We start from the raw sequence: 25,732 nt of genomic DNA, 5'->3' as shown, positions 1-25,732 counted from the left end.
GGCTAGAGCCGCCGCTGGCGGCTCACTATTTAGATAGCACTCTGTGACATTTCCCCCATAATAGCTCTCCAGGAATTCATTCTTATTTTTAACATCCAAGGGAGAGATACGATGGTCAACGACTATTTCACACAGCCACCGATTGGCGTCACTGTAGAACAACACAAGCGCACCGTCGCGGTGGCAGCGGCGTTAGCCGTGGCAAAAGAGTCGGTTAGCGCCTCCACCTCCGCCAGCGGATCGAAGGCATCATGGGATTTGCAGGCGGTTGCCAATGAGATTGCCAATCTGGCCGATGCCATTCAGGACGCGCTGGAACCGGTAGAAACGCTCTAAAGTAGCAACTGGCTTAACGCCGCCAGATCAGCGGTGTTGCGCAGCGCGCTGCTGTGCAGCAACTGCTGCTGGCGTTGTGGCATCTCCTGCTGCAGTGCTGCCCGCAGTTTACCCGTGACATCTACCGCATCGGCTAGCGATTGCTGTCTTGTGCGGCGCTGCTGCAGCTGTGAGCCATCGCGCAAGGTGAGGGTGACCAGGTGAAAGCGCAGTGCCGGATTAATCGCATCCGGTGGCGCATTCTCATCCGGCGTGCGGCGTACTTTAGCCGCCAGCGGCATGACGGCGTGGTTAAGCTCGCCCTCAGCAAAATCCTGCAACCGCAAGTCGTCGTACATCAACATCGCGGCAATCACATACTCCAGGCTGAAACGCGCTTCAATGCCGTTGGCTGGCACACGCACCGATGCCGCAATATCGCCACCCGGCGGAAACGCCACGCGAATGTCAGCGATGTTGTCCAGCAACGCTTGCAGTGAATGACCGTTTGCCAGCCACTGCTGACGCAACATTCGCGTCGCTTCGGCTGCGCTGTGCGTACCGGCGCAGGTGGGGAAGGGTTTGAACTCCAGGCCCGGCGAAACCATACGCCACGGCTCAGCCCAGTTATCAATCAGCTTTTCCGGCTGTGCCTGGCCATTGCTGGTGGCGGAGATAAAGGCTTCAATCACACCATCCTGCTTGCCGTCAAAACCTGCCAGCGTCAGCTGCGCGGCGGTCACCGCACGTTCAGCGGCAAAACCGGCGTGCAGCGGTTTTACCGCCGAACCAAATTGCGCGCGTAAACCACTGGCCTGGGTGGCGGCGATGCCAATCAGCGTTGCCGTCGCAGAAGTATCAGTCCCGATTAATCGCGCCAGCGCGGCGGCAGCGGCAACTGTGCCGAGCGTCGCGGTATTGTGATTGCCGAGCGCATAGTGCTGCTGGCTGACGGCGAGCCCCAAACGGCCCGCCACCTCTACGCCAATCACATAAGCATCCAGAAAGTCGTCCAATTCAGTCGGCTGATGCTGCTGCCAGGCGAGCAGCGCGGGCAGAATTACCACGCTGGGATGCCCGCGAAAATCGGCATGAAAATCATCGTAATCCAACGCGTGGCTGGCATAACCCAGCAGCAGGGCTGTTGAGCGGGCGCTGCCGTCGCCATATACGATGCGTAACGCCGGTAAACCGCTGTCCGGCACCTGACCTTGCAGCACCGGCCAGCTGACGGCAAGAAAATCACGCACGCCTTCACGCGCCGCCTCGCGAGCAGCGGCGTCCGGTTGGCTGTGAACAATGCGCTCAGCCAGCGCGGCAGTGAGGTTCATCAGCGGGTGTGCTCCAGGCTGCGCAATGCCGCCAGCGCCAAATCGCTGAGATAGTGCGCGGTGGGCAGCAGCACCTCATCGTTAATGCGAAATGCCGGATGGTGCAGCGCGTAGGGTTCACCGGTGCCAATCATCATAAATGCGCCTGGCAGTTGCTGCTGATAAAACGCGAAGTCTTCGCCGATAGGGCTGGCTTCCACTACGCGCGCCTCAAAGCCGCTGGCACTGGCCTGCTGCAGGGCGAAATCCGCCCAGTGTGCATCATTCACTACCGATGGCGGACCCGCATGCCAGTTAAATTTCACTTCGGCGGCAAACGCGGCACCGATGCCTTGCACAATTTCGCGGAAGCGCTGCTCAAGGCGCTCGCGCGTCTGTTGCGAGAAGGAGCGCACCGTGCCTTCCAGCCAGGCGCTGTCGGGAATCACGTTCCAGGTGCTGCCGCTGTGAATCTGGGTAATCGATACCACCGCGTTATCGCCCGATGGCGCATTGCGGCTGATCAGCGTCTGCGCAGCGGAGACAATTTGCGCGGCGATAACAATCGGATCGTTGCCCTGATGAGGTTTGGCTGCGTGGCTGCCGATGCCGGTGATGCTGATATCAAAGCGATCGACCGCGGCGGTTAACGGACCGGCTTTGCTGCCAATCACGCCCGGCGGCAGCGACGGATCGTTGTGAATACCAAAAATCGCCACCGCATCATCCAGCGCGCCGGTCGCAATCACATCGGGTGCGCCCTGGCCGGTCTCTTCGGCGGCCTGGAACAGAATACGTACGCGGCCCGGCAGCGTGCTCTCCTGCTGTTTGAGCAAAATCGCCGCGCCCAGCGCCGCCGAACTGTGAAAGTCGTGGCCGCACGCGTGCATCACGCCGGGACGTTCAGAGCGGAAGGTAACATCAGACTGCTCCTCAATCGGCAGCGCATCGATATCGGAGCGCAGCACGATCAGTGGACCCTGCTCCGGGCCGATCTCAGCGACTAAGCCGGTTTTGAGCGGCAGATCCAGCACGCGGATGTGATGTTGTTCTAACTGCTGGCGAATGCGTGCGGTGGTTTCGAACTCCTCGTTGGAGAGTTCGGGAAAACGGTGCAGTTCATGGCGGAAGGCGATCAGCTGTTCGCCGAGGGTGTCGAGGAGTGGGCTCATGCTTTAATTCCTTGTTGAGCGGCCTGACGCGTTAACCACGCATCATGAGCGGCTTCATCCAGTACTTTCTTCATATATTGCGTGATGTGGCCTTTGCCGAGATCGGTAGTGTGCATCAGCTGAAAACCGCGCTTTTTATACATCTCAATCAGCCATGGATGGCTGGTGGCGGTGCCGAGCGAAACGGCGGGGGCGCGCAGTTTGCCGAGCAGGATCTCCTGCTCAAGGCGATCCTGCACCTGACGGCCATATTGGCGTCCGGGATAATCGGGATGCGCACCAAACCAGCCGATATGCGGCAGGCCAAACGGGCCCGGCAGCGGCCCCCACGGATAGCGCACGGTGACGGACGAGACCATCACGTCATGGGCATACAGCGCATACACACCGTGACTTTGCAGATGACGCAGGGTTTTAGCGCGATCGGCCGTGGCGGCATCAAACTTGATGCCCAACGCCAGCGTCGGCGCATAGGCGGCATGCATCAATGCCTGATAGGTTTCCACCTCGTCTTCTCTAACCTGACGAAACTCAAGTGACATAGATATCCCCGGAAAAACCGCCAGCTGGCGGAGAAAAAAAACATGCACATTCCGTAGCGGCGCAATTTATTGCGCAATAAATTGCGCCGCTACGGAATGTGCTCGCCATCACCCTTTCATACAAGGCTAATCAGATTACCAGCAAAGCTAACCCGCGCTATATGTGAAAAATAACTAAGCTAATGCGAATTTGTGAAAATGAAATCGCGGGTTTTGCATTGCTTAAATCGTTATTTACCGTAGTATGCAGAAAATACATAGCGCTATAACTATTCTGTATTAACCCTCTGAATTATCTTAATTTAATCCGTTATAGCCTTATTCTTAATCAGGGTGACGCCGTGTTAGCGATCAAATCTCCGCGTGCTTATGCACATGAATCCGGTTTGCGTGCGCGCGCCGGTGAATTTATCAAACCTTATGCCTCACATATTCGCATCTTTACTTCTCCTCACGCCTGGCAGGCGGTCAATCCAGAATTAACGCAGAGCCTTGAGGCCAACGGTATTCGCTGGGAAATAGAGTATCTGCCGGGTGAATGCACCGATGCCGCGATTGAAACGCTCAAGCAAAATGTGCAGCAGCAGGGCGCAGAACTGCTGTTTGCCATCGGTGGCGGACGCGTGCTGGATGCGGCGAAAGCGGTGGGCAGCCAGTTGCCCGATCTCAAAGTGATCAACTTTGCTACCGTGGCCGCCACCTGCGCAGCGTGGTCGCCGGTCGCCATCATTTACAATGAGCAGGGCGGACACGTTCGCAGCCAGCCGCTGGGTAAAATGCCCGATCTGGTGCTGGTGGATAGCGAAGTGATTGCGCGTAGCGATGTGCGGTATCTGAAAGCCGGCATCGTGGATGCGCTGGCGAAATATTACGAGTTCTACCCTTATCAGCGTCACAATCCCCACGATCTGGCGCTGGACCTTAAAGTGATGACCGCTAAGCGCGCGCTCGATCGCTATCTGCAACTGGGCGCGGCGGCGGTTGCCGCCAATCAACAGCAGCAAGTAACGCCGGAGCTGGTGCAGATCATCGATGCCAATATCGTGCTGGCGGGTCTGGCAAACAGCGTGCGCGATGTGTTACCGACGCCGGGCTTTGCCCATGCCATCCACAATCGCCTAACGCATCAGCCGGAACTGCACGCGTGGCTGCACGGCGAGAAAGTGGGCTATAGCCTGCTAGTGCAATCGTTGATTGAACATGACGGCGTGCCGGATGCCGAGCTGCTGGCGCTGCTGCGCGACTACGACATGCCGTTAACGCTGGCGCCGTTAACCGGCGATCGCGCGGCGACGATCCGCAGCATCGCGGAACAAATCAAATTCCCGGCGGCCAGCGCAGAACGTCTGCCTTTCCGCATCTCTGCAGATGCGCTGGAGCAGGCGCTGCTGGCGACCGAGAACACCTTTTAAACGCATTACTTTTTATTCACCAGGACAAATTTATGGCTAATTCACAACCACCACGCCGCATCCGTTTAGGCCTTTTCGTACAACCGGTAGGACAACACGTTAGCGGCTGGCGCTTAACGGAAAAGCTCGGCGATCCCACCGATATCGACTGGCTGATCACCATCGCCAAAAAAGCCGAAGCGGGCAAATTCGATCTGTTCTTCGTCGGTGATGCACTGGCCACCAGCATGTACCGCCTGCCGTCCACCATGGCTCGCCTCGAACCGCTAACCTTGCTGTCGGCGCTGGCAGTGAACACCAAGCGCATTGGTCTGGCGGCAACCGCCTCCACCACCTTTAGCGATCCGTTCACCATGGCGCGCAGTTTCTCTTCGCTGGATCACATCAGCCGCGGCCGCGCCGCGTGGAATGTGGTGACGTCGTTCTCTACCGATGTGGCGCGTAACTTTAGTCGCAGCGATATGCCGAATCACGCCGAGCGCTACGCGCGGGCGCGCGAATTCCTTGAAGTGGCGGACAAGCTGTGGGCCGGTTGGGAAGAGGGCGCGGTGCAGCCAAACAAAGAGACCGGCGCCTACTTCATTGATGAAAAAATTCAGCCGATTAATCACCAGGGCGAACACTTCCAGGTGCAGGGTCCGCTTAACATCACCCGTTCACCGCAGGGGCGTCCGGTGATCATTGAAGCCGGTTCGTCAGCCGATGGTCAGAAGCTGGCGGCTGAAACCGCCGAAGTGATTTTCACCGCTGCCGCCAGCCTCGAAGAAGCGCAAACCTTCTACCGCTCGCAGAAAGATCAGGTGATCGCTGCTGGTCGTAATCCGGATCACGTGGTTATCATGCCGGGCGTGATGCCGATTGTGGGACGCACGCGCGAAGAAGCCAAAGCATTGTGGAAAGAGCTGAACACGCTGGTCGATATTGAAAACGGTCTGCGTCAGCTGTCGCTGCGCTTCAGCATGGACCTCAGCCAATATCCGCTGGATGGCCCGGTGCCGGAAGTGCCGCTGGGTGAAGGTAACCAGAGCCGCGTCAAATTGATGACCGATATGGCGAAGCGCGAAAATCTAACGTTGCGCGAGCTGGCCGCTGTGGCTGCGGGTTCACGCGGGCATCGCGTGATTGTCGGCACCGCCGAAGATATCGCCGATGATTTCGAGCTGTGGCTGAAAGAGGGTGGCGCAGATGGTTTCAACATCATGCCAGCCATCATGTCTGAGCAGTTGGATCTGTTTGTGGAACTGGTGATTCCGGAACTGCGTCGTCGTGGCCTGTTCCGTGACGATTATGAGTTCGCCACGCTGCGCGAAAACCTCGGCTTGCCGGTGGTGGTTTAATCCCCTTCAGGAGCACAACATGGTCACCTTATCTAAGCGTGTGCAGTCCGTGTCGCTCTCTGCCAATGCGGCGGCGCGCCAACTGACGCGCCAGTTGAAAGAGCAGGGCGTCGATATTCTCGATCTCACCACCGGTGAACCCGATTTTGATACCCCGCCGCATATTCGTCAGGCGGCGGTCGCGGCGATGGAAGCCGGTGAAACGCGCTACACGCCGACCAACGGCACCACGCCGCTGCGTAACGCGGTGTTAGCTAAGCTGAAGCGTGAAAATCAGCTTGATTATGAGTTGGGGCAGATTTGTATCGCCAATGGTGCCAAGCAGATCATTTTCAATGCTTTTGCCGCCACGCTGAATGATGGCGATGAGGTGATTGTGCCGGTGCCGTATTGGCCGACCTTCCCGGATAGCGTGCGTTTTAACGGCGGAAAAGCCGTGCTGCTGGAGTGCGCGCTGGAACAGGAGTATAAGCTGCAACCGCAGCAGCTGGCACAGGCGATCGGCGACAAAACGCGCTGGCTGGTATTAAACAATCCGGGCAATCCTTCCGGCATGGTGTACAGCGCCGAGGAGCTGATCGCACTGGCAGCGGTGCTGCGCGATCACCCTGATGTGTTGATCATGTTGGATGAGCTGTACGAACACATTCTGTTTGATGGTCGTGAACATGTCAGCCTGCTGCACGTCGCGCCAGATCTGACGGGTCGTATTGTACTGGTGGGTGGCGTGTCGAAAACCTACGCGATGACCGGCTGGCGCATCGGCTTCGCTGCCGGGCCAAAAGCGTTGATTGACGCGATGGTGGTGGTGCAGTCGCAAAACAGCTCGGGTGCCAGCGCCATCAGCCAGGCCGCTGCGGTTGCTGCATTCAATGGCGGACTCGATTTCCTGCCGCCGCAGCGCAAGGCTTATCAGGATCGTCGCGACGCGATTATGGCGTTGCTGCAGCCGGTACCGGAGATTGAAGTGCTCAATCCTGACGGAGCCTTCTTTATTTTCTGCCGCTGTGCCGGTTTGCTGGGCAAAACGCGTCCTGACGGTCAGAAAATTGAGAGTGAACAGGATGTGATGAATTATCTTTTGGAAAGTGGCGTATCTGGCGTTGCCGGAAGTGCGTACGGCTTATCGCCTTATTTCCGCCTGTCGATTGCTACCGATATTGATACGGTGCGTGAGGCAGGGCGAAGAATTGCCCAGGCATGTGCCGTTCTAAAATAGCAACGTGCAGATATTGTAGCGGCGCGATTTATCGCGCTCTTTAAATAAACAGCGCTGCTGTTAAAAAACGCGTAAAAGCGCACCGCGATGCTAAACAAAAAAATAAGGTGGATAGTGATATCCACCTTATTAAATCAGATCAGAAAATCATCCAATGAACCGCCTGCATCCAGTGCGGCTTTAATTGGCGATGGCGTGCGGCCCTGACCGGTCCACAATTTCTCGTTACCCTGCTCATCGATGAATTTATACTTGGCTGGACGCGGTGCGCGTTTCGCTTTAGGTTTGGTTTCCGGCTGGTTTAATTGCGCAAGGTCATTAATATCGATGCCGTCTTTCATCAGCATCTCTTTATACAGCGCCAGTTTTTCTTCTTTTTCGCGCTGAGCTGCGGTTTCTGCAGCCGCTTCTTCACGGCGCTCTGCGACCACCACGGCGAACTTCTCCAGCATCTCTTCTAATGCTGCTACCTCTAATTCACGCGCCTGAGCACGCAGCGTACGAAGATTGTTCAATGCTTTAAGTGCATCGCTCATGAATAAATCCTTATTACTTATTTAACGAGTATCAAAGCGCGCATTCTACGAGATTTTTTTTCAAATTAAAATAATTACGCGAGGACAGAATTGTCCGGAAAATATCCATTCGATCAGAAATTTCTTTATATTTGCAGCAGGTCACACAATTTATTTGGCTTATTACTGACCTGGCCGATTATAAAGATAATTAACAGTGCTCATTTATTATGCATTTAATCTACGCTAGCGGCATGATTTGGTCGTCATAGGGGTCGATCCTGCTTTGCAAGGTATGCATCGATAAGCTGCGGGTAAGCTTATCGCTCACCAGAATCCTTTCAATTTCACAGAGTTGCCAAAAATCCTAACGTAATCATTCCGGAAAATAACGCTGCTCAACTATTACTCGTTGAAGAATAAGGCATTTCTATAAGTGTAAAAGTGTCAGTTAACCGGTAACAATTTCTTGCATTGGAAATCTTAATGCGTATATTTCTCATTTGCTTTCTTAACGGCTTCCTTACTGTCGTTCCTCTTGCAGACGTCAGCAGCGGTGCCGCAAAAAAATAATGATAAGTTGATCGAGGAATCGTATGTCTTGCGAAGATTTGCGCGTCAGGAACCCGGGCAGTGCTCCACAGCGCGTGCTGCGTCTCTCTTTACTGGCTATGTTGGTTGCGTCAGGTATCGCGCAAGCAGCTGAAACCACGCCCACAGAACAAACGCTGAACGTTGACGCCAGCGCCGACCAGCAAGAGCAGGCGGCAAAAGACTACAGCGTGCCAGTCACACGCGCCGGTACCAAAATGGCGCTCACCGCGCGCGATATTCCGCAATCGGTTTCGATCGTTAGCAAGCAGCGCATGGAAGACCAGCAGCTGCAGTCGCTGAATGATGTGCTGGCCAATACCACCGGCATCCACGGCGTCTCTTCCGATATGGATCGCACCAACTACTTTTCGCGCGGTTTTACCATCGACAACTATATGACCGATGGTATTCCCACTGCCTTCGCTTCGCGCTGGAACCTCGGCGATGCGCAGAGCGATATGGCGCTGTATGAGCGCGTTGAAGTGGTACGCGGCGCAACCGGTTTACTGACCGGACCGGGCAATCCCTCAGCCTCAATCAACATGGTGCGTAAGCACGCTGATAGCAAAGAGTTCACCGGTAGCGTCTCTGCCAGCTACGGCAGCTGGAATAAGCAGCGTTACGTTGCGGATCTCTCTGCGCCGCTGTCCGCCGAAGGTAACGTGCGTGGACGCCTGGTGGCGGGCTATGAAGACAAAAACAGCTTTATTGAACGTTACGGCGCAGACAAGAAGTTCGTCTACGGCGTGGTCGATGCTGATCTGACCGATGCCACCAGGTTGTCCGTCGGCTATGAGTTCTCTCAGGTGAATACCGATTCGCCCATGTGGGGCGGCTCACCGCGTTGGTATACCGACGGTTCACAAACCAAGTTGCGCCGTGGTTATAACACCGCGCCGGATTGGGCTTACAACAACAAAGAGAACAAAAAAGTCTTTGTTAACCTGCAGCAGAACTTCGATAACGGCTGGAATATCACGCTTAACGGCACGCACAACGAAATGTTCCTCGACAGTAAACAGCTGTATATCGATGGTTTCTTCGATAAAACCACCGGTGCGGGATCCTCTTCTTACGCCGGCTATCCGGTGATCGGCGGTACGGGTTACAACACCGGCAAGCGTAAAGTGGATGCGGTGGATGCGTTCGCCAGCGGCCCTTACGAATTGTTGGGCCGTCAGCATGAGTTGATGATCGGCGTTAACTACAGCCGTCAGGACAATAAGTACTTCAGTTCGTGGGAGAACATCTCCTCAGAGCAGTTGGGTAACTTCAACGACTACAACGGCGATTATCCAGAGTCCAACTGGAATCCACGTGAACCGGCATCAGATACCCAGCTGGTGCGCCAGAAATCTGCCTATCTGGCTACGCGCATTTCACTGGCCGATCCGCTACATGTGATTCTCGGTGCACGCTATACCAACTGGAATCGTCAGACGCTGAATGCCGAGATGGAGAAGAACAACATCACGCCTTATGGTGGCGTGATCTGGGACTTCTACGACAACTGGTCAGCGTATGCCAGCTACACCTCGGTATTCCAGCCGCAGGATTATCAGGATGCTTCAGGTGCTTACCTGGCGCCGGTGATTGGTAAAAACTACGAAGCGGGCGTGAAATCAGACTGGTTTAACAGCCGCCTGACCACCTCTGTTTCGGTGTTCCGTACCGAGCTGGATAACGTGGGTGAAGCAACCGGCCAAACTAACCCTGAAACCGGCAATGCGATTTATGTTGGTAAAAAAGGCGTGGTGAGTCGTGGCGTAGAGTTCGAAGTGAACGGCGCAGTCACCGATAACTTACAAATGACCTTCGGTGGTACCAGCTACGTGGCGGAAGATGCGAATGGCGATCGTTACAAATCCAATCTGCCGCGCACCTCATTCAATCTGTTTACCAGCTATCGCTTGCCGATGCTGGATCAGCTGACCTTGGGTGGCGGTGCAACCTGGCAGTCGAAAACCTACGGCGATATCGGCGGACCAGACGGCAACGGTACCTGGCGTGCACGTCAGGGCAGCTACACGGTGGTGGATCTGTTCGCACGCTACGACGTAACCAAAAACGTCTCGCTGCAGGCAAATATCAACAACCTGTTCGACAAAGAGTACGACACCAACGTGAGTAACGGCGGCATCGTTTACGGCGATCCACGTAACTTCTCCGTCTCCGCGACCTATCGTTTCTGATGTTTTTTGTAGGGTCGCCATTCATGGCGACCTTCCTTAAAACCTCATCCATTCTGCAATAATCTGTCCATACAGCTGCTCGGCTTCCCCCAATTTACTCACTAAACAATACTCATCGGTTTGATGCGCCATCGTCGGTTCGCCCGGGCCCAAAATAATACACGGCGGATTGCCCAGCGCGGGCAGCAGCAACGACGCATCGGTGAAGTAGGGCACCACGCGCGCGTCGAGTGGCTGGTCGAAAAACGCCTGACACAACCCATAAATCCACTGAATCCAGCGATTCTCTTCGCAACTCAGTACCGCAGGCAGATCAACCAGGGTGGTGATATGCACCGCTTCGCCCAATAACTCGCTCAGCTGCTGGCGAATCGTTGCGTGCTGCAGATTCGGCGCGCTGCGAATATCAACATCAAAAGCCGTGCGGTCCGGCACCGAATTGATATTCAAGCCGCCCTGAATCCGCCCGACATTGAGCGTCGGCTGCTTCATCAACGGATGTGGCGCGCCGGGAGAAAAATAGCGAATTTTACCGATCGCATCGGCGGCGAGATAGATGGCGTTAATCCCCAGCTCCGGCATCGCGCCATGGGCGGTTTTTCCGCGCGTCTCACAGCGCAGCCACAACGCGCCTTTATGGCCAATCACCGGGTAATTAGCGGTGGGTTCGCCCACGATTAGCGCGCCGATCTCCGGCAACGATCCCGCCTCAATCAGCGCCTGCGCGCCATTGCAGCCGGTCTCTTCGCCGCCGGTAATCACCAGCACCACGCCGCGCCCGGCACAAATTGCCTCCTGGTGCTGAACACAGGCGAGTGCAAAGGCCGCTATTGCCGCTTTCATATCGCTCGAACCGCGCCCATAAAGCCGGTCTTCACAAATCTCAGAACCAAAAGGATTATGCTGCCACGGCTGATTGCCGAGCGGCACAGTGTCCAGATGTCCGGTAAACGCCAGCGGTTTGCCCGGCGTTTGGCCGCGCAGCTGCGCCACGATGTTGCTGCGGCCTTCACCAAACGATGACAGCTGCACCTCAAAACCCTGCTCACTTAGCCACGCGGCAAAAAATGTCATGCAGGCCGCTTCGTTACCCGGCGGATTAATGGTGTCAAAGCCGAGCAATTGCTGAGCAAGTTCCAGCGAAGCGGGGCGCATCAGGCGCGCTCCGTGAGCCAGTCAAAGCAGTTAATCCACAGCTGGCGATAGCCCTGCCATTGGGTAAACTCTTCCGGCAGCCAGTGCGCCGACATATCGCTGGTCCACACCAGCGAGCGACCTTTTTGATATTCACGCACCGCTAATAGAGGATGCGTGGTACCCGCGACGGTCGCCAGCAGCGTGCCTTCGGGCTGCATTTCCACTTCGTTGTAGCCCAGCATCCACGGCCACTCGCCGGATATGTGGTTAAAAATCGCGTGCGATTGCGTCAGCTCCAGCGTCGAGCCTTCCGGCGTTTCAATGCGGTCATCCCAGGCGAGGCAGCGCACCGGCAGAACTTTTTCCACCAGCGTGTTACGAAAGCGCGCGCCGCCATTGATGCCCTGAAAACTGAAATAGCCACCAATCATCATCAGGCTGCCGCCTGCGGCCACGTAATCATGAATCAGCGTCAAGCGGTTGGCGGTGCGACGGCTTTTTAGCCAGGTATCGGGATGCAGCAACAGCGTATTGGCACCAATATCCGACAGAATAATCACATCCCACTGCTGCAGCCCTTCAAGCGTGAGCGGGAAATCGGTGGCGGCGGCATGCGCTGGCATATGCGTGACGGCGTAATCGCTATCCTTTAACGCCGCCATAAAGTCGCTGGCGCCAGTGTGCCAGGTGGCGGTGGCAAACTGGTCAAAGCCTTTAATATGGTTCGAGGTGCTGGTCCAGGATTCGCCCACCAGTAACACGTTCTTCTGCATGATATTTTCCTTTTACCCACCAAATACGCGCTGCGGGTTAGCAATCATTAAGGTTTCGAGTTGTTCGCCGCTGACGCCGTGACGTTTCAGGCGCGGGACAAAATGTTTGAGGATGTAGCCATAGCCGTGGCCGCCAAAGCGCGTCAGCATGGTTTTCAGGAACACATCCTGCGACAGCAAAATCTGCTGGATGTAGCCGTCGTCGATCAATTCGCAGATGGCGCGCGCGTTCTCTTCATCCGAAGGCGATTGCGCGGATTCATCGGCGTAGTAATAACTCATGCCGATCATGTCATATTCGAGAAACACGCCGCGATCGGCCAGTTCACGCTGATAGGTTTTATCGGCAAAGCTGGGATTCATATGGCACAGCACGGTATGACGCAGGTCGGCGCCTTCCTGCTGCAGAATATCCAGCACTTTGTGACCTAAGCGCTCCCAACCCGGAAGATGCACCTGAATCGGCACGCCGGTTGCGGCACTGGCGCGCCCGGCCGCGCGCAACGACTTCTCTTCATCGGCGGTAAAGCGGCTGGAGATGCCGATCTCACCAATCAGTCCGGCAATCACCTCCGGTTTTTCCGCTGCGCCACCGAGGTCAAAGATCAACTTCTCGCTGAGCTGTTCAACGCTGATGCTTTTCACCCATTCGGGATGTGACGGCTCAAGATAAAGCCCGGTGCCCATGACAATGTTAAGGCCGGTTAAGCGTGCGATGCGTTGCAAACCTCTCGGATCGCGGCCAATGCCGATATTGGTGGGATCGACGATGGTTTCTCCGCCCAGCGCGCGGTACTTCATCAACTCTTCAATCGCCAGATCGACGTCAAACAGTTGGCAGTTATCGCGGCTCATCAACGGGTTCATGTTGAGTTCGCCGAGGTTCTCCATCTTGACTGGCATCTCGGCGATATGCCGATCGCTGCAACAGCAGGGCGGCACCCATTTACCGGACGCATCGAGCAGAATATGTTCGTGCATCAAGGTCACGCCCATCTCGGCCAGCGGTAGCGGTCCTAACACCGTCATCACGTAGCCACTGGTAACGCCAAGCGGTAACGGATCCGCATGACGGAAAATCGATCCTTTCATGGGCTATCCTTTTGCCGGCGCGCGGGTGGGGTTGAGAATGCGGGTGTTAAGCCAGATAGCGAGCAGAATGATGGTGCCAGTGGCAATTTGCGTATAGAACGGCGAGATGTGCGACAGAATCAGCCCGTTCTGGATGATGGCAATCGACAGCGCCCCCAGCAGCGTGCCGATAATGGTACCGAAGCCGCCAAACAGGCTGGTGCTGCCCAGTACCACGGCGGCAATCACCTGCAACTCAAAGCCTTCGCCCTGATTGGACGAGCCGCTGCCTAGACGCGCGGTGATAATCATGCCCGCCAGCGCTGCCGCCATGCCGCTGATAATGTAGACCTTCATAGTCACCGCTTTGGTATTGATGCCGCTGCGGCGTGCGCCTTCGGCGTTGGATCCAATCGCCGTAACGTAGCGACCAAAGCGCATATGGTTCAGGACAACGTGCCCGGCAAACAGCACCAGAATACCAATCAGCGCGGGCATGGGAATGCCGAGCACCCATGCGCGGCCCATCAGGGTAAACAAACTGTCTGCTGGCACCGGAATGGAGTAGCCCTGAGTGACCAGCAGCGCGATCCCGCGTACTACCGCTAGCGTGGCTAAGGTGACGATAAACGCCGGGATCCCCTCAAAGGCGATAAAGAAGCCGTTGATGGCGCCAACGACACCGCCGAGCAGCAACCCGCCAATCAGCACCACCGGCCACGGCAATCCCCAATTATTCAATGCGATAGCCGAAAGCGCGCCGACTAAAGCCAGCGTTGAACCTACCGACAAATCAATACCGCCGGTGGTGATCACCAGCGTCATCGCGGTGGCGACAATCAGCAGCGGTGCGCTTTGCCGAATGATATTCAGCCAGTTAGTGCTGGTGAGAAAGTTGCTGGTGATCAGCGAGAACACCACGCAGCAAAAGATGAAAAACAGCGCAATGCTCACCACGCCCGAGTGGTTGTGCAACAGGCGACGCGGCAGCGAATGCTGGATCATGCGCGAACTGCTTAAATTCATGATGCTCATCCCGTTACCTCAGTGTGCCGCCGCAGAGTGAGCCGTAAATTTCTCACCCACGATCAAATTAACGATATCGCTCAGGCTGGTATCCGCCACGCGGCGCTCCGCCACATTGGTACCTTCGTACATCACCATGATGCGATCGCACACCAGGAACAGATCCTGCAGGCGATGGGTAATGAGGATGACGCTGACACCGCGCGCGGAGACGCGCCGAATCAGCGCCAGCACCGCTTCCACTTCCGCCACGGCGAGTGCAGCGGTCGGTTCATCCATGATCAGCACCTTGGGATCAAAAGCCGCTGCGCGGGCAATGGCGATCGCCTGGCGCTGACCGCCGGACAAATTACGCACCAGCAAGCGCGTATCCGGAATCGATATGCCTAAACCTTGCAGCATTTCGCGCGCATCGGCGTGCATTTTGGCCTGATCGAGAAAGGGAATCCCCAGCACGCTTTTCATCGGTTCGCGGCCCATAAAAAGATTGCCTGCGACATCAACGGTGTCGCATAGCGATAAATCCTGGTAGACCATTTCGATGTGGCAGCGGCGCGAATCGGCAGGATTAGTGAAGTGCTGCTGCTCGCCATCAATGCGAATGGTGCCGCTGGTGGGCACCACCGCGCCGGAAAGCACTTTGGTGAGCGTCGATTTTCCGGCGCCGTTATCGCCCACTAATCCCAGCACTTCACCCGGTGCCAGTTGCAGATTGACACCGCGCAGGGATCGTATCGAACCGTAAGTTTTGGTGATGTTAATCATCTCTACCCGAGCGGGGGTAGCGTGTGGCTGCTGCATCTGAACACTCCCAATTTGTTGCCGGGAAAATTGCCTGCCAGCGCGTAAATGCGCTATCTGACACGATTTACCCTCTAGTAAACCGGTTTACCTACCAGATAGAACACCGTCCAACGCTTACAGGGCAACACGTTTCAACGATATTTGTTTGCCGCTGATAGCGTTGCAGGTTCTGTGCCAGGTTAGAATTTAGCCATTTTGGCGTTAAATAAAATAGTGTTGAATCAATGAATTAAAAAATAAGCGTTAAGTAAACCGGTTTACTTGAAGACCGATTGATGTACCACGCTGATCATCTTTTGCGCCAAAGCTGTGCAATTTAGCGCCATTTTGGTTCAGGGTTGCTGAATTTGGATCGAATCACGGCCAATCCATTCCACCGGCAGGCGTGTTTCGAGCGGTATATTGGTTTCGTTATTGAGCAGGCGCAGCATGATATCCACTGCAGTGTAACCCAGCTCCCGCGCGGGTTGGCGGATGGTTGAGATGCGTGGCTGGGTGAGGTCGGTGTAGTTGGCGTCATCAAAGCCAACCAGCGAAAGGGCGGACGGTGCCTGCAATCCACTGGCGCGTAAACCGTCCAGCAATCCCAATACCAGATAATCGCTGGCGGCAAATACGGCAGAAGGACGCTGCGGCTGGCTGAATAGCCGTTGCAAGGCTTGCTGGCCGAACTCGCGCTCATAATTGCCATACATTACCCATTCGGCTGGCACCGGCAAACCAGCCTGCTTCATGGCGGTGCAGTAACCTAAATAGCGCTCACGTACGCTCATCAACTGCTCGGGGCCACCGATGAAAGCGATGTGGCGATGTCCGGCGGCGATCAGCTGTTCAGTGGCGATACGCCCGCCTTGCACGTTGTCGGCAAATACTTTGGGGACGCTGCTGCCGGGAATGTCTTCATCGAGCAACACAATATGCTGGTGGCGCTGAATCTCTTTGCGCAACAGGCCGTTATCCGGTCGGTTGGTGGTAAACAGCAGGCCGTCAACCTGACGCGTATCCAGCCAGCGAATAAACTGCGCCTCTTTGTCAGGATTGTTGCGGGTAATACACAGCACCAAACTGTAACCGCGCGCCGACGCTGCTTCTTCAGCGGCATCGGCCAGTTCTGCGAAGAAGGAGTTGGTGATATCGGGCAGCACCAAACCGAGCGTTTCGCTGCCGCCTTTACTCAGACGGCGCGCCAGGCTGTTGCCGCGATAATCGAGCTGGGTGATTGCCGCTTCAATGCGGTCAATCGTCTCCTGCGGCAAGACAATGCTGTGGTTCAAATAGCGCGACACCGTGGCTTTAGAAAGCCCAGCTCGCTTTGCCACGTCGGATAACAACACGCGTTTTGTACTCATTTTCCTCGCCATACTGATTTTTCGGTCGTCATAAATGACGACCCTACAAAAACGTGCCGATCAATTGTAGGGTCGCCATTTATGGCGACCTCACAATAACGCGCGGAGTCGCAAGAGGATGCGTTTTTATCCACACAGATATCTGTAACACAGTTAAGCGCGGCTGATACAGCGCTTTCCCTGGTGCACTGGCGCATAAATAAACACTTGACAAAAAAAGTCACTCGACGAATTGTATGCACAGTTTACCGCAATACCGGGAATCCATTCCCAAACTGACTTAAGTTATTTCATCAGGCATTCCTAACGGATGGGTTGCCGAAAAACACTTAAGCAGGATGTTATAAAACACTGTAACTGTGCAGTGAATAAATCATTCCATCGATATTTGCCCGCCAAAAAATAATCTCAGTGTCTTAACGCTGAGAAACGCTGATTATTGTTTATTCCCGACGAGGAACACCATGATGTTATCTTTCACCGGAAAACTGCGTTCATTGGTTTTGGCAACAGGTCTATTTTCTGCGGGTGCTATCTTTACCCTGGCACAAGCCGCACCCACGTATGCCTTAGTACAAATTAATCAGCAGGCGCTGTTCTTTAATCTGATGAATCAGGGCGCGCAAGAGGCCGCCAAAGCCAGCGGTAAAGAATTGGTTATATTCAATGCCACTGATAATCCGGTTGCGCAGAATGATGCGATTGAAAACTACATTCAGCAAGGTGTGAAGGGTATTTTGGTGGATGCCATTGACGTCAACGGCATTATGCCAGCGATCAAAGAAGCCGCCGCTGCCAAAATTCCGGTGATTGCCATCGATGCCGTATTACCGGCGGGCCCCCAAGCGGCACAGGTTGGCGTAGATAATATGGAAGGCGGAAAAATCCTCGGCAAATATTTTGTCGATTACGTGGCGAAAGAGATGGGCGGCAAAGCGCGTTTGGGTATTGTTGGCGCATTAAACTCGGCCATTCAGAACCAGCGTCAGAAAGGCTTTGAAGAGACGATTAAAAGCAACAGCAAAATCACCGTCGCCGATGTAGTGGATGGCCAGAATATTCAGGACAACGCCATGACCGCAGCGGAAAACCTGATCACCGGCAATCCAGATTTAACCGCGATTTATGCCACCGGTGAACCGGCGTTGCTCGGAGCGATTGCGGCGGTAGAAAACCAGGGTCGCCAGAAAGATATCAAAGTCTTTGGCTGGGATCTGACGGCTAAAGCCATCAGCGGCATTGATGGCGGCTACGTCACCGCCGTACTGCAGCAGGATCCGAAAAAGATGGGTGAAGAGGCGTTGAAGGCACTCAATGCGCTCTCTGAAGGCAAAACGGTGAGCAAAACCATTCTGGTTCCGGCCACCGTGGTGACCAAAGCGAACGTCGACAGTTACCGTCCGCTCTTTAAGTAACCGATTACTCGCTGCGCATGGCGAGCAGCGCAGCGAGTTCCGCTGGTGTAGGAAACGCGTTTAGAGTGCCGGTGCGGCTCACCGTGATGGCAGCAGCCTGACTGGCGTGCCGCAAGGCAAGGGCATCGGGTTGCACACCGCGTAATAGCGAGGATGCAAGCAGCACGGCGAGGAAGGTATCGCCAGCGCCGGTGCTGTCCACCGCTTGCACCGGTGTGGCCGGGCAGAAGAGGCGTTGAGCGTCGGTGATGAGCCAGACACCCGCAGCGCCTTGGGTAATGACCAGCGTGTTAATGCCAGCCGGTTGCAGTAAATCGGCTTCCAGCTGGTTGACTACGGCGATATCGACCAGCGGCCAGAGTTGTACGAAATCAGGATTGACGGGCGAGGGATTGAATACCGTTTTCAGGCCGTTGGCTTTAGCCCACATGAAAAGGAGGCGGGTTTTCTCAACGGAGAAATTGCCCTGCTGCAGCAAAATATCGCCGGCCTGGGCATCGGCTAAATAAGGCAGCATCTGTTCAATGCTTAAGGCGTCTGCTGCCGCCGTGGTGGTAATAATGGCATTATCGCCATCGCTACTGTTTAAAATAATTGAGGCGTCGCTGTGAGAAGATGAATATTCAGTGGGAAAAAGAGTCAATGTTTCATGTGATATTTTCTCACGCATCCAGCGGCCATTAATGTCGTGACCGATGGCCGCAATTAATCGTGTGTCGATACCACAGCGAGAAATAACGATCGCCTGATTAGCGCCTTTACCGCCAATATCCTGCGACGTTTTCACGCCGTGAATAGACGCGCCTTTTTGCGGCAGATCGCCAATCGACCAGGTTTCATCAACAACAATATTCCCTGCAACATAAATTCGCATGATGGTTCTCGTTAATAAGGTGGAGAAGATGGTTTCTATATCAGCAGGAAAAGTCAGCGCAATTCAAGATATTTTTTCCAGAAAGAAAGCGGTGATTGGTGTGGTGCATTGCGATGCTTTTCCAGGCTCGCCAAAATATCGCGGCAAGCCACTTTCAACAATTATTGAGCGAGCGCTACGCGATGCCGATAATTATATTGCCGGTGGCGTGCATGGTTTAATTGTAGAGAATCATGGCGATATTCCTTTTGCCAAGCCGGAAGATATTGGTCCGGAAACCGCCGCTTTTATGGCGGTGATAACGGAAAAGATTCGTGAACGTTTTGGCGTGCCGCTCGGAATTAACGTGCTGGCCAACGCCGCCATTCCCGCCTTCGCCACCGCCTTAGCGGGCGGCGCGGATTTTGTGCGGGTCAATCAGTGGGCCAACGCCTATATCGCCAACGAAGGCTTTATTGAAGGTGCCGCGGCGAAAGCGCTGCGTTATCGCAGCCAGCTGCGCGCCGAGCATATTAAGGTGTTTGCCGACAGCCACGTCAAACATGGCAGCCACGCCATTGTCGCCGACCGATCGATTCAGGAACTGACGCGCGATGTGGATTTCTTTGAAGCGGATGCGGTAATCGCCACCGGGCAGCGCACCGGCGATAGCGCCACGCTGGACGAGATCGACGAAATCCGTGCCGCCACCGAGCTGCCGCTGCTGGTGGGTTCCGGCGTAACCCCGGCTAACGTGTGTCAGATTCTGGCACGTACTCAGGGCGTGATTGTTGCCAGCACGCTGAAAGTGGATGGCGTGTGGTGGAACGAGGTGGAGCTTGCACGCGTGAAGCACTTTATGTCCGTGGCGCAAGCGGCGCTGGAGGAAGCCTGATGAATAGCTTCACTGACCAGCTTTTGCAGCAGCACCCTGCGTTATGGCAGGCGATGCAGCAACATCAGTTTGTGCTGGATATCGAGCGCAACCAGCTACCCGAAACGGCGTTTAAGCGTTATCTGGTGTTTGAAGGCAACTTTGTCGCCACCGCCATCAATATCTTCGCATTGGCAGTGAGTAAAGCGCCCGACATTCGCCAGCAGCGCTGGTTAATCGGCGTACTCAATGCGCTAGTGGATACGCAGATCGCCTGGTTTGAAGAGGTGCTGGCACGGCGCAACATCAATCCGGCGGATTATCCGCATGATGTGCCCGGCGTCACCGCGTTTCGCGATGGCATGTTGCAGGTGGCGCAGCAGGGCAGTTTCGCCGAGATCATCACGCTGATGTTTGGCGCCGAGTGGATGTATTACCACTGGTGCGCACGCGTCAGCGCGCAACCGCTGCTGGATGACGATATCCGTCGCTGGGTCGATATGCATGCTGAAGATGAGTTTCATCAGCAGGCGCTGTGGCTGAAAACTGAGCTCGACCGCTGTGCACAGGATCTCAGTGAGGCAGAAAAAAACCGCTTATCCCTGCTCTACGGCCAGGTGCTGCAGTGGGAAATCGATTTCCACAGCGCCGCCTATCTCAGCGCTGGGGAGGGAAGATGACGACGTGTTTTATTGAGGCGCGCAACATCTGCAAACGCTTCGGTGCCTTAACGGCACTTAACCAGGTCAATCTCACCATCCATCGTGGCGAAGTGCTGGCGCTGCTCGGCGATAACGGTGCCGGTAAATCCACTTTCACCAAAGTGCTGTCAGGCGCTTACAGCGCCAGCGACGGCGAATTGTGGATTGACGGCCAGGCGGTGAAATTCACCTCGCCGCGCCAGGCTTCCGAACACGGCATCGCCACCATTTACCAGGAGCTGGCGTTGGCGGAGAACCTCAGCATTGCTGAAAACGTGTTTCTTGGTCGCGAGCTCAAGCGGCGCGTGCTGGGCATTCCTTTTTTACGCCGACGCGAGATGCGTGAGCAGGTCGATCAACTGTTAAAGGATCTCGACGCGCATATCTCGGATGCCGAAGCCTCGGTCGGCAGTCTCTCTGGCGGACAGCGCCAGGCGGTGGCGATCTGCCGCGCGCTCAACCTCAACGCGCAGCTGGTGATCATGGATGAGCCAACCGCCGCGCTGGCGGTTGCCGAAACGCAGAAAGTGCTGCAACTAACGCGGCGACTCGCCGAGCGTGGCTGTGCGGTGGTGTTGATCAGCCACAACATTAGCGATGTGTTCGCGGTAGCCGATCGCATGGTGGTGTTCCGCCGTGGACGAAAAATTGCCGAGCGCCGTCACGCCGAAACCTCACCCGATGAAATCGTTTCACTGATTACCGGTGCGCATCCCGATGCGCGCGTGTTTGAGAATCAGTAATTGTTATGCCATTAACCCAGGGGAAATAAACATGCGTCGACTCACTACTGCAGTCTGTTCTCTCTCATTACTGTTTTCAGGTTTTGCCCTCGCCGCTGAGAAAGTGGCCTTTGTGCCGCAAATTATCGGTATTCCCTATTTTCAGGCGATGGAAGCGGGCGGTAAACGCGCGGCCAGCGATCTGGGCGTCGAGTTTGTCTATAGCGGTCCGGTAGATACCAATCCGATGGATCAACTGCAGATCGTGCAGAACCTGATTGCGCAGAAGGTCAACGCGATCGGCATCAGCGTGCTCGATGCTTCCAGCATCGCGCCGGTGCTGGCGCAGGCGAAAGCGAATAATGTGCACTTGTTTACCAGCGACAGCGATGCGCCTGACAGCGGACGCCCGGTGTATGTCGCACAGGCCACCGATCAGGGTTTGGGCGAAACCATCATTGATGAAATGGTCAAACGCGTCGGCGATCGCGGCAAGATCGGCATCGTGTCCGGTGAAGCCACGGCCTCTAACCTCAACAGCTGGATTGGTTTTATGCAGCAGCGGGTGAAAAGCAAATATCCCAACATCACCTTGCTAAAACCGCAGTATGCCGGCGGCTCGGCCAGCCGCGCGGCACAAATCGCCACCGATTTAATGTCAGCTAATCCGGATATTAAAGGCCTGATCGCCATGGCATCGACCACCTGTCCGGGCGTGGCGCAGGCGATTGAGACCGCCGGTAAAAATGGCAAGGTCATCGGCAGCGGTTTCTGCAGCCCGAACACCGCGCGCGCCTATCTGAAAAGCGGAGCCTTTGGTTACACCGTGCTGTGGGATCCGGAAAAACTCGGCTATCTCACGGTGTGGGCCGGTAAACAGCTGATTGATGGTAAAGCCTTCAGCGCCGAGAACCGCGTGCCGGGCTTCGCTGAACCGGTGAAATTTGACAGCAAAACTGGCGTGCTGCTGCTGGGTGCGCCGGCGGTATTTACCAAAGAGAATGTCGATCAGTTCAAATTCTAATGGGGATGCGCATGCATATGACTTCACGGGAGATCGCCTTGCTGGCGATTGCCCTGTTCGCCAGCGCCGGCTTCTCCTGGTTCTCACCCTGGTTCGCCACGCTCGATAACCTGCTTACCATCCTGCGCAACAGCAGCGAGCTGCTGTTAATTGCGCTGGGTATGACGCTGGTGATCGCCATGGGCGGCGTGGATGTTTCTGTCGGCGTGGTGATGGGCGTAGCGGCGTGGGCGGTTGGCCAATTGCTGCTGGCCAACTCGCCGTGGCTGGCGGCGCTGGCGGGGCCGTTACTTGGATTGGGGCTGGGTTTGATCACCGCGCTGGTGGTGGTGATGGGCCGCATTCCGGCGATTGTCGGCACGCTCGGTTTGTTCGGCGTGTGGCGCACCGGGCTGTTTGCGCTGCTGGGTGGACAGTGGTTATCCGGGCTGCCCGGCAACCTGAGCAGCGGCTTAATGCACGCCTTTTTGGGCGTACCGGTGATGGCGTGGATCATTGTGTTGGTGTGGGCCAGCGTATGGCTGATGCTGCGCCACACACCGTACGGTTTGTGGCTATTGGCGGCAGGCAACTCTGAGGAAAAAGCCCGGCTGGCGGGCATTCCGGTCACTCAGGTGCGCATCGCTACCTTCATGATCAGCGGTTTGCTGTGTGGCATCGCGGCAACCTGCTATATCGCCACCTATCGCAATGTCGAAATGACGGTGGGCGGCAGTCTGGCGCTGGAAGCCATTGCCGCAGTGGTGCTGGGCGGCACGCGCATTACCGGCGGCTCCTGTAGTTTATTGGGCACACTGCTCGGTGTGTTGCTGCTGCGCATTATGCAAAACGGTTTGCTGCTGGTGGGGATTCCATCGCTGTGGCAAACGGTGGTGACCGGCGCAGTGTTGCTTATCGTATTGAGCAGTGAAGCGGCGAGTGGGCGAGTGTTGGCATTCAGGAGGATCGCATGACCTTGTGGCGCAAATCTCCCGACTTATCCTTGCTGAGCGCGCTATGGCTGCTGTTGGCCATCGGTATCGTGCTGGTGTTGCCGCAAATGCTGGCTTCCTGGTCGATCACCTCGATCCTGCAGTTCGCCACGTTGCTGTCACTGGTGGCGCTCGGCCAATCGTTAGTGGTGATGACCGGTGGCGGCGGCATCGATCTCTCGGTGGGCGGCAACGTTTCGCTCTCGGCGGTGATCGGCATGCTGGCGCTCGATCAGGGCATTAATCCGCTTTGGCTGCCGCTGATTTGCCTGATAACCGGCACGCTAGCGGGTGCGCTCAACGGCTGGCTGATCGCGCGGCTGCGTCTTTGGCCGCTGATCGTCACGCTGGGCAGCTTCTATCTGTTTTCCGGACTGGCGCTGGCGCTGACCGGCGGCGCCGCGCTTGCCGGTGTTCCAACGGCGCTAACTCAATGGGGGCGCGGCACGCAGTTCTTCATCCCACTACCGTTTCTCACCTGCGTCATTCCGGCTTTCCTTATCGCCTGGCTGATTCTGAGTAAAAGCGCGTGGGGGAAATGGATTTACGCCTGTGGCTTCAATGAACACGCCACGCGCTTAGTCGGCATTCCTGTCGATCGTCTGCGCTTGCTCGCCTACTGCCTGAGCGGCTTGCTGGCGGGCTGCGCAGGATTCGTCTCGCTTACCTGGTTAGGCAGTGCGCGCCCGGAAATTGGCGTCAATCTGGAACTCGAATCCCTTACCGCGGCTCTGCTCGGCGGCGTGGCGATCTTTGGCGGGCGCGGCAGCGTGATCGGCGTATTAGCCGCCGCGCTGATGCTGGTGACGATCAAAACCTGCATGTTACAGCTGGGGTTAAACAGCGTCTGGCAACTGGGCGTGGTGGGCATTTTGTTGATTATGGTGTTGATGGCACAACGACTTTTTATCTATCGGAGATAACCAATGAATCTGACTGAACACATTAGCGCGCACGTTGATGCGAGCGCAGAACGCATCGCGCAAACCCTGTGCGATCTGCTGGCATTTCCCTCTATCGTGAAAGTTGATCCGCGTGAAGCCGGACCGGGCGAGCGCGATTGCCAGCTTTATCTGCAGCAACGTCTTGCATCGCTAGGCATGGAGACCGATCTATGGGATCCCGACGGCCCAGCCCTGTACGCCAAATATCAGGGCCGACCGGGCGCCAATAAGGGCCGCACCTTTGAAGGCCGACCTAATCTCGGCGGCACGCTAGCGGGCGCGGGCGGCGGCAAATCGCTGATGCTCACCGGCCACATTGATGTGGTCCCGCCAGGCCCGCCGGAACATTGGCACACCGATCCCTTCGTGCCGCAGATCAAAAACGCGGCGGTTTATGGTCGCGGCGCAGTGGATATGAAAGGGGGCGTCGCCTGCATGTTGATGGCGGTGGAGCTGTTGCAGGATCTCAATATCCGTCTGGCGGGCGACGTGGTATTTACCACCGTAGTCGATGAAGAGATTGGCGGCATGGGCTCGCTGGCGATGGTCGATCGCGGATTTAAAGCCGATGCCGGCATCATGACCGAGCCGACCGCCAACCGTATTTCGCCGATTTGCCATGGCATTCTGTGGGGCCGCATTATCCTCGACGGCATTGGCGGCCACGCCGAACTCACGCCAAACAGCTGGGACAACAGCGGTCCGGTTGATGCGGTGATGCTGTGTCGGCAGATGCTGGATGGCCTCGATGTGCTCAATCGCCGCTGGCAGACGCAGCCGAGCAAAAATCATCCGCTGATGGAACTGCCCAACCAGATTATCGTGACGCAGCTGAAAGTCGGTGAACACCCGGCCTCGATAGCCGGGCGCGCAGAGATTGTCATTGATGTGCAGTATCTGCCAGCTGAGAAGGATGAGATGGGGCTGGGCGGCCACGTTAAAAAAGAGATAGAAGCGCACGTTGCCAGGGTTTGCGCGCTCGATCCCTATCTGGCAAAGCATCCGGCTAAAATCGAGTGGATTCTGGATGCCGATTGTGCAGAAATCGCGGCGGAGCATCCGTTTGTTACCACCTTCCAGCAGGGCGTGACAGATGCGGCACTGAATCCGCAGCTGGCGGGATTCGGCGCGCACAGCGATATTGGTTTGCCAAGTACGCTGGGCCAGACGCCAACAGTGAACTTTGGCCCGGGCGATCCAGCGATGTCGCACCAGCCCAACGAACACGTACCGATTGCCGATCTGGTGGCGTGCACCAAGGCGATTGCTTTGACGTTAGTGCGCTGGTGTGGAACCGCCATTTGACACGACGTCGCGTAATTAATTGCACCGCTACAGAACATTGCACATATCTGTAGCTACCGTCTTGAACGTCAAGCGGTAGCTACGTAGTTTTCGTTCCACGGCTCTCGTGTTTTAAGCACACCGAAGCAGAGATGGACCAGTTTGCGCATCACCGC

General features: G+C 56.0%; 24 protein-coding genes. 13 read left to right on the top strand and 11 right to left on the bottom strand.

Annotated features, from left to right (window positions below; genetic code table 11):
- The first annotated feature begins 111 nt into the window (after nt 1-111).
- Nucleotides 112-336 (top strand): hypothetical protein, encoded by a 225-nt coding sequence (locus PMI17_RS12500; RefSeq protein ID WP_007890034.1) that lies wholly within the window; start codon nt 112-114, stop codon nt 334-336.
- Here PMI17_RS12500 and PMI17_RS12495 read toward each other — a convergent pair.
- Genes PMI17_RS12495 through PMI17_RS12485 form a run of 3 tightly spaced genes read right to left on the bottom strand, consistent with a single transcriptional unit; the run spans nt 333 to nt 3,339 of the window.
- Entirely contained in the window at nt 333-1,646 is a 1,314-nt protein-coding gene (locus PMI17_RS12495; protein ID WP_007890031.1) for an MmgE/PrpD family protein, read from the bottom strand. The two genes, PMI17_RS12500 and PMI17_RS12495, sit on opposite strands and share 4 nt — an antisense overlap.
- Nucleotides 1,646-2,797: an amidohydrolase gene (locus tag PMI17_RS12490; RefSeq protein WP_007890029.1), complete on the bottom strand. Its 1,152-nt coding sequence runs from the start codon at nt 2,795-2,797 to the stop codon at nt 1,646-1,648. The genes PMI17_RS12495 and PMI17_RS12490 overlap by 1 nt, the downstream gene beginning before the upstream one ends.
- Complete coding sequence (locus PMI17_RS12485) at nt 2,794-3,339, bottom strand: GNAT family N-acetyltransferase (protein ID WP_007890026.1); 546 nt, start codon at nt 3,337-3,339, stop codon at nt 2,794-2,796. The genes PMI17_RS12490 and PMI17_RS12485 overlap by 4 nt, the downstream gene beginning before the upstream one ends.
- Nucleotides 3,340-3,680: 341 nt before the next feature.
- Between PMI17_RS12485 and PMI17_RS12480 the strand changes: the two genes are divergently transcribed.
- From PMI17_RS12480 to PMI17_RS12470, 3 genes are read left to right on the top strand one after another with little or no spacing between them, the layout of a single operon-like run.
- Nucleotides 3,681-4,751, top strand: coding sequence for an iron-containing alcohol dehydrogenase family protein (locus PMI17_RS12480; RefSeq protein ID WP_007890024.1), 1,071 nt, complete (start codon nt 3,681-3,683; stop codon nt 4,749-4,751).
- 32 nt (nt 4,752-4,783) lie between these two features.
- On the top strand, nt 4,784-6,088 hold the full coding sequence (locus PMI17_RS12475; RefSeq protein ID WP_007890022.1) for an LLM class flavin-dependent oxidoreductase: 1,305 nt from the start codon (nt 4,784-4,786) through the stop codon (nt 6,086-6,088).
- A 19-nt stretch (nt 6,089-6,107) separates the two neighbouring features.
- On the top strand, nt 6,108-7,307 hold the full coding sequence (locus PMI17_RS12470) for an aminotransferase class I/II-fold pyridoxal phosphate-dependent enzyme (RefSeq protein WP_007890021.1): 1,200 nt from the start codon (nt 6,108-6,110) through the stop codon (nt 7,305-7,307).
- A gap of 134 nt (nt 7,308-7,441) precedes the next feature.
- Here the strand turns inward: PMI17_RS12470 and PMI17_RS12465 are convergent, their stop codons facing one another.
- The gene (locus PMI17_RS12465) at nt 7,442-7,843 is read right to left on the bottom strand and encodes an H-NS family nucleoid-associated regulatory protein (protein ID WP_007890020.1); all 402 of its coding nucleotides are present in this window, start codon (nt 7,841-7,843) and stop codon (nt 7,442-7,444) included.
- Nucleotides 7,844-8,418: 575 nt separating this feature from the next.
- Here PMI17_RS12465 and fhuE point away from each other — a divergent pair.
- Nucleotides 8,419-10,608: a ferric-rhodotorulic acid/ferric-coprogen receptor FhuE gene (fhuE, locus tag PMI17_RS12460; RefSeq protein WP_007890019.1), complete on the top strand. Its 2,190-nt coding sequence runs from the start codon at nt 8,419-8,421 to the stop codon at nt 10,606-10,608.
- A 36-nt stretch (nt 10,609-10,644) separates the two neighbouring features.
- Here the strand turns inward: fhuE and PMI17_RS12455 are convergent, their stop codons facing one another.
- The 6 genes from PMI17_RS12455 to PMI17_RS12430 all read right to left on the bottom strand — a co-directional run bounded on the left by PMI17_RS12455 (nt 10,645) and on the right by PMI17_RS12430 (nt 16,780).
- Entirely contained in the window at nt 10,645-11,763 is a 1,119-nt protein-coding gene (locus PMI17_RS12455) for a M20 family metallopeptidase (RefSeq protein ID WP_007890018.1), read from the bottom strand.
- Nucleotides 11,763-12,518, bottom strand: coding sequence for a glutamine amidotransferase (locus tag PMI17_RS12450; protein WP_007890017.1), 756 nt, complete (start codon nt 12,516-12,518; stop codon nt 11,763-11,765). The genes PMI17_RS12455 and PMI17_RS12450 overlap by 1 nt, the downstream gene beginning before the upstream one ends.
- 12 nt (nt 12,519-12,530) lie before the next feature.
- On the bottom strand, nt 12,531-13,610 hold the full coding sequence (locus tag PMI17_RS12445) for a phosphotriesterase (RefSeq protein ID WP_007890016.1): 1,080 nt from the start codon (nt 13,608-13,610) through the stop codon (nt 12,531-12,533).
- Between the two features lie 3 nt (nt 13,611-13,613).
- Complete coding sequence (locus tag PMI17_RS12440) at nt 13,614-14,615, bottom strand: ABC transporter permease (protein ID WP_161804887.1); 1,002 nt, start codon at nt 14,613-14,615, stop codon at nt 13,614-13,616.
- Between the two features lie 18 nt (nt 14,616-14,633).
- The gene (locus PMI17_RS12435) at nt 14,634-15,380 is read right to left on the bottom strand and encodes an ATP-binding cassette domain-containing protein (RefSeq protein ID WP_161804888.1); all 747 of its coding nucleotides are present in this window, start codon (nt 15,378-15,380) and stop codon (nt 14,634-14,636) included.
- 371 nt (nt 15,381-15,751) lie between these two features.
- Nucleotides 15,752-16,780 (bottom strand): LacI family DNA-binding transcriptional regulator, encoded by a 1,029-nt coding sequence (locus PMI17_RS12430; RefSeq protein WP_036621058.1) that lies wholly within the window; start codon nt 16,778-16,780, stop codon nt 15,752-15,754.
- Between the two features lie 452 nt (nt 16,781-17,232).
- On the opposite strand from PMI17_RS12430, the gene PMI17_RS12425 reads away from it, so the two are divergent.
- A complete protein-coding gene (locus tag PMI17_RS12425; RefSeq protein ID WP_007890006.1) occupies nt 17,233-18,183 on the top strand; it encodes a substrate-binding domain-containing protein in 951 nt (316 codons plus the stop codon).
- Nucleotides 18,184-18,187: 4 nt separating this feature from the next.
- Here the strand turns inward: PMI17_RS12425 and PMI17_RS12420 are convergent, their stop codons facing one another.
- A complete protein-coding gene (locus PMI17_RS12420) occupies nt 18,188-19,057 on the bottom strand; it encodes a PfkB family carbohydrate kinase (protein WP_007890001.1) in 870 nt (289 codons plus the stop codon).
- Between the two features lie 28 nt (nt 19,058-19,085).
- On the opposite strand from PMI17_RS12420, the gene PMI17_RS12415 reads away from it, so the two are divergent.
- From PMI17_RS12415 to PMI17_RS12385, 7 genes are read left to right on the top strand one after another with little or no spacing between them, the layout of a single operon-like run.
- Nucleotides 19,086-19,931 carry a BtpA/SgcQ family protein gene (locus PMI17_RS12415; protein WP_007889997.1) on the top strand — a complete coding sequence of 282 codons (846 nt, stop codon included), beginning with the start codon at nt 19,086-19,088 and terminating at the stop codon, nt 19,929-19,931.
- The gene (locus tag PMI17_RS12410) at nt 19,931-20,590 is read left to right on the top strand and encodes a TenA family protein (protein WP_007889990.1); all 660 of its coding nucleotides are present in this window, start codon (nt 19,931-19,933) and stop codon (nt 20,588-20,590) included. Before PMI17_RS12415 ends, PMI17_RS12410 begins: the two co-directional genes overlap by 1 nt.
- Complete coding sequence (locus PMI17_RS12405) at nt 20,587-21,354, top strand: ATP-binding cassette domain-containing protein (protein ID WP_007889987.1); 768 nt, start codon at nt 20,587-20,589, stop codon at nt 21,352-21,354. Before PMI17_RS12410 ends, PMI17_RS12405 begins: the two co-directional genes overlap by 4 nt.
- Nucleotides 21,355-21,385: 31 nt before the next feature.
- Nucleotides 21,386-22,357: an autoinducer 2 ABC transporter substrate-binding protein gene (locus PMI17_RS12400; protein ID WP_007889985.1), complete on the top strand. Its 972-nt coding sequence runs from the start codon at nt 21,386-21,388 to the stop codon at nt 22,355-22,357.
- Nucleotides 22,358-22,368: 11 nt separating this feature from the next.
- A complete protein-coding gene (locus PMI17_RS12395; RefSeq protein ID WP_007889971.1) occupies nt 22,369-23,310 on the top strand; it encodes an ABC transporter permease in 942 nt (313 codons plus the stop codon).
- On the top strand, nt 23,307-24,251 hold the full coding sequence (locus PMI17_RS12390) for an ABC transporter permease (RefSeq protein ID WP_007889969.1): 945 nt from the start codon (nt 23,307-23,309) through the stop codon (nt 24,249-24,251). The genes PMI17_RS12395 and PMI17_RS12390 overlap by 4 nt, the downstream gene beginning before the upstream one ends.
- A 3-nt stretch (nt 24,252-24,254) precedes the next feature.
- Complete coding sequence (locus tag PMI17_RS12385; RefSeq protein ID WP_007889968.1) at nt 24,255-25,577, top strand: M20 family metallopeptidase; 1,323 nt, start codon at nt 24,255-24,257, stop codon at nt 25,575-25,577.
- Nucleotides 25,578-25,732 lie beyond the last annotated feature (155 nt).

This window comes from Pantoea sp. GM01, from assembly GCF_000282675.1.
GTDB classification, from domain to species: Bacteria; Pseudomonadota; Gammaproteobacteria; order Enterobacterales; family Enterobacteriaceae; genus Pantoea; species Pantoea nemavictus.
This window is presented reverse-complemented; position numbering and strand designations above follow the sequence as displayed.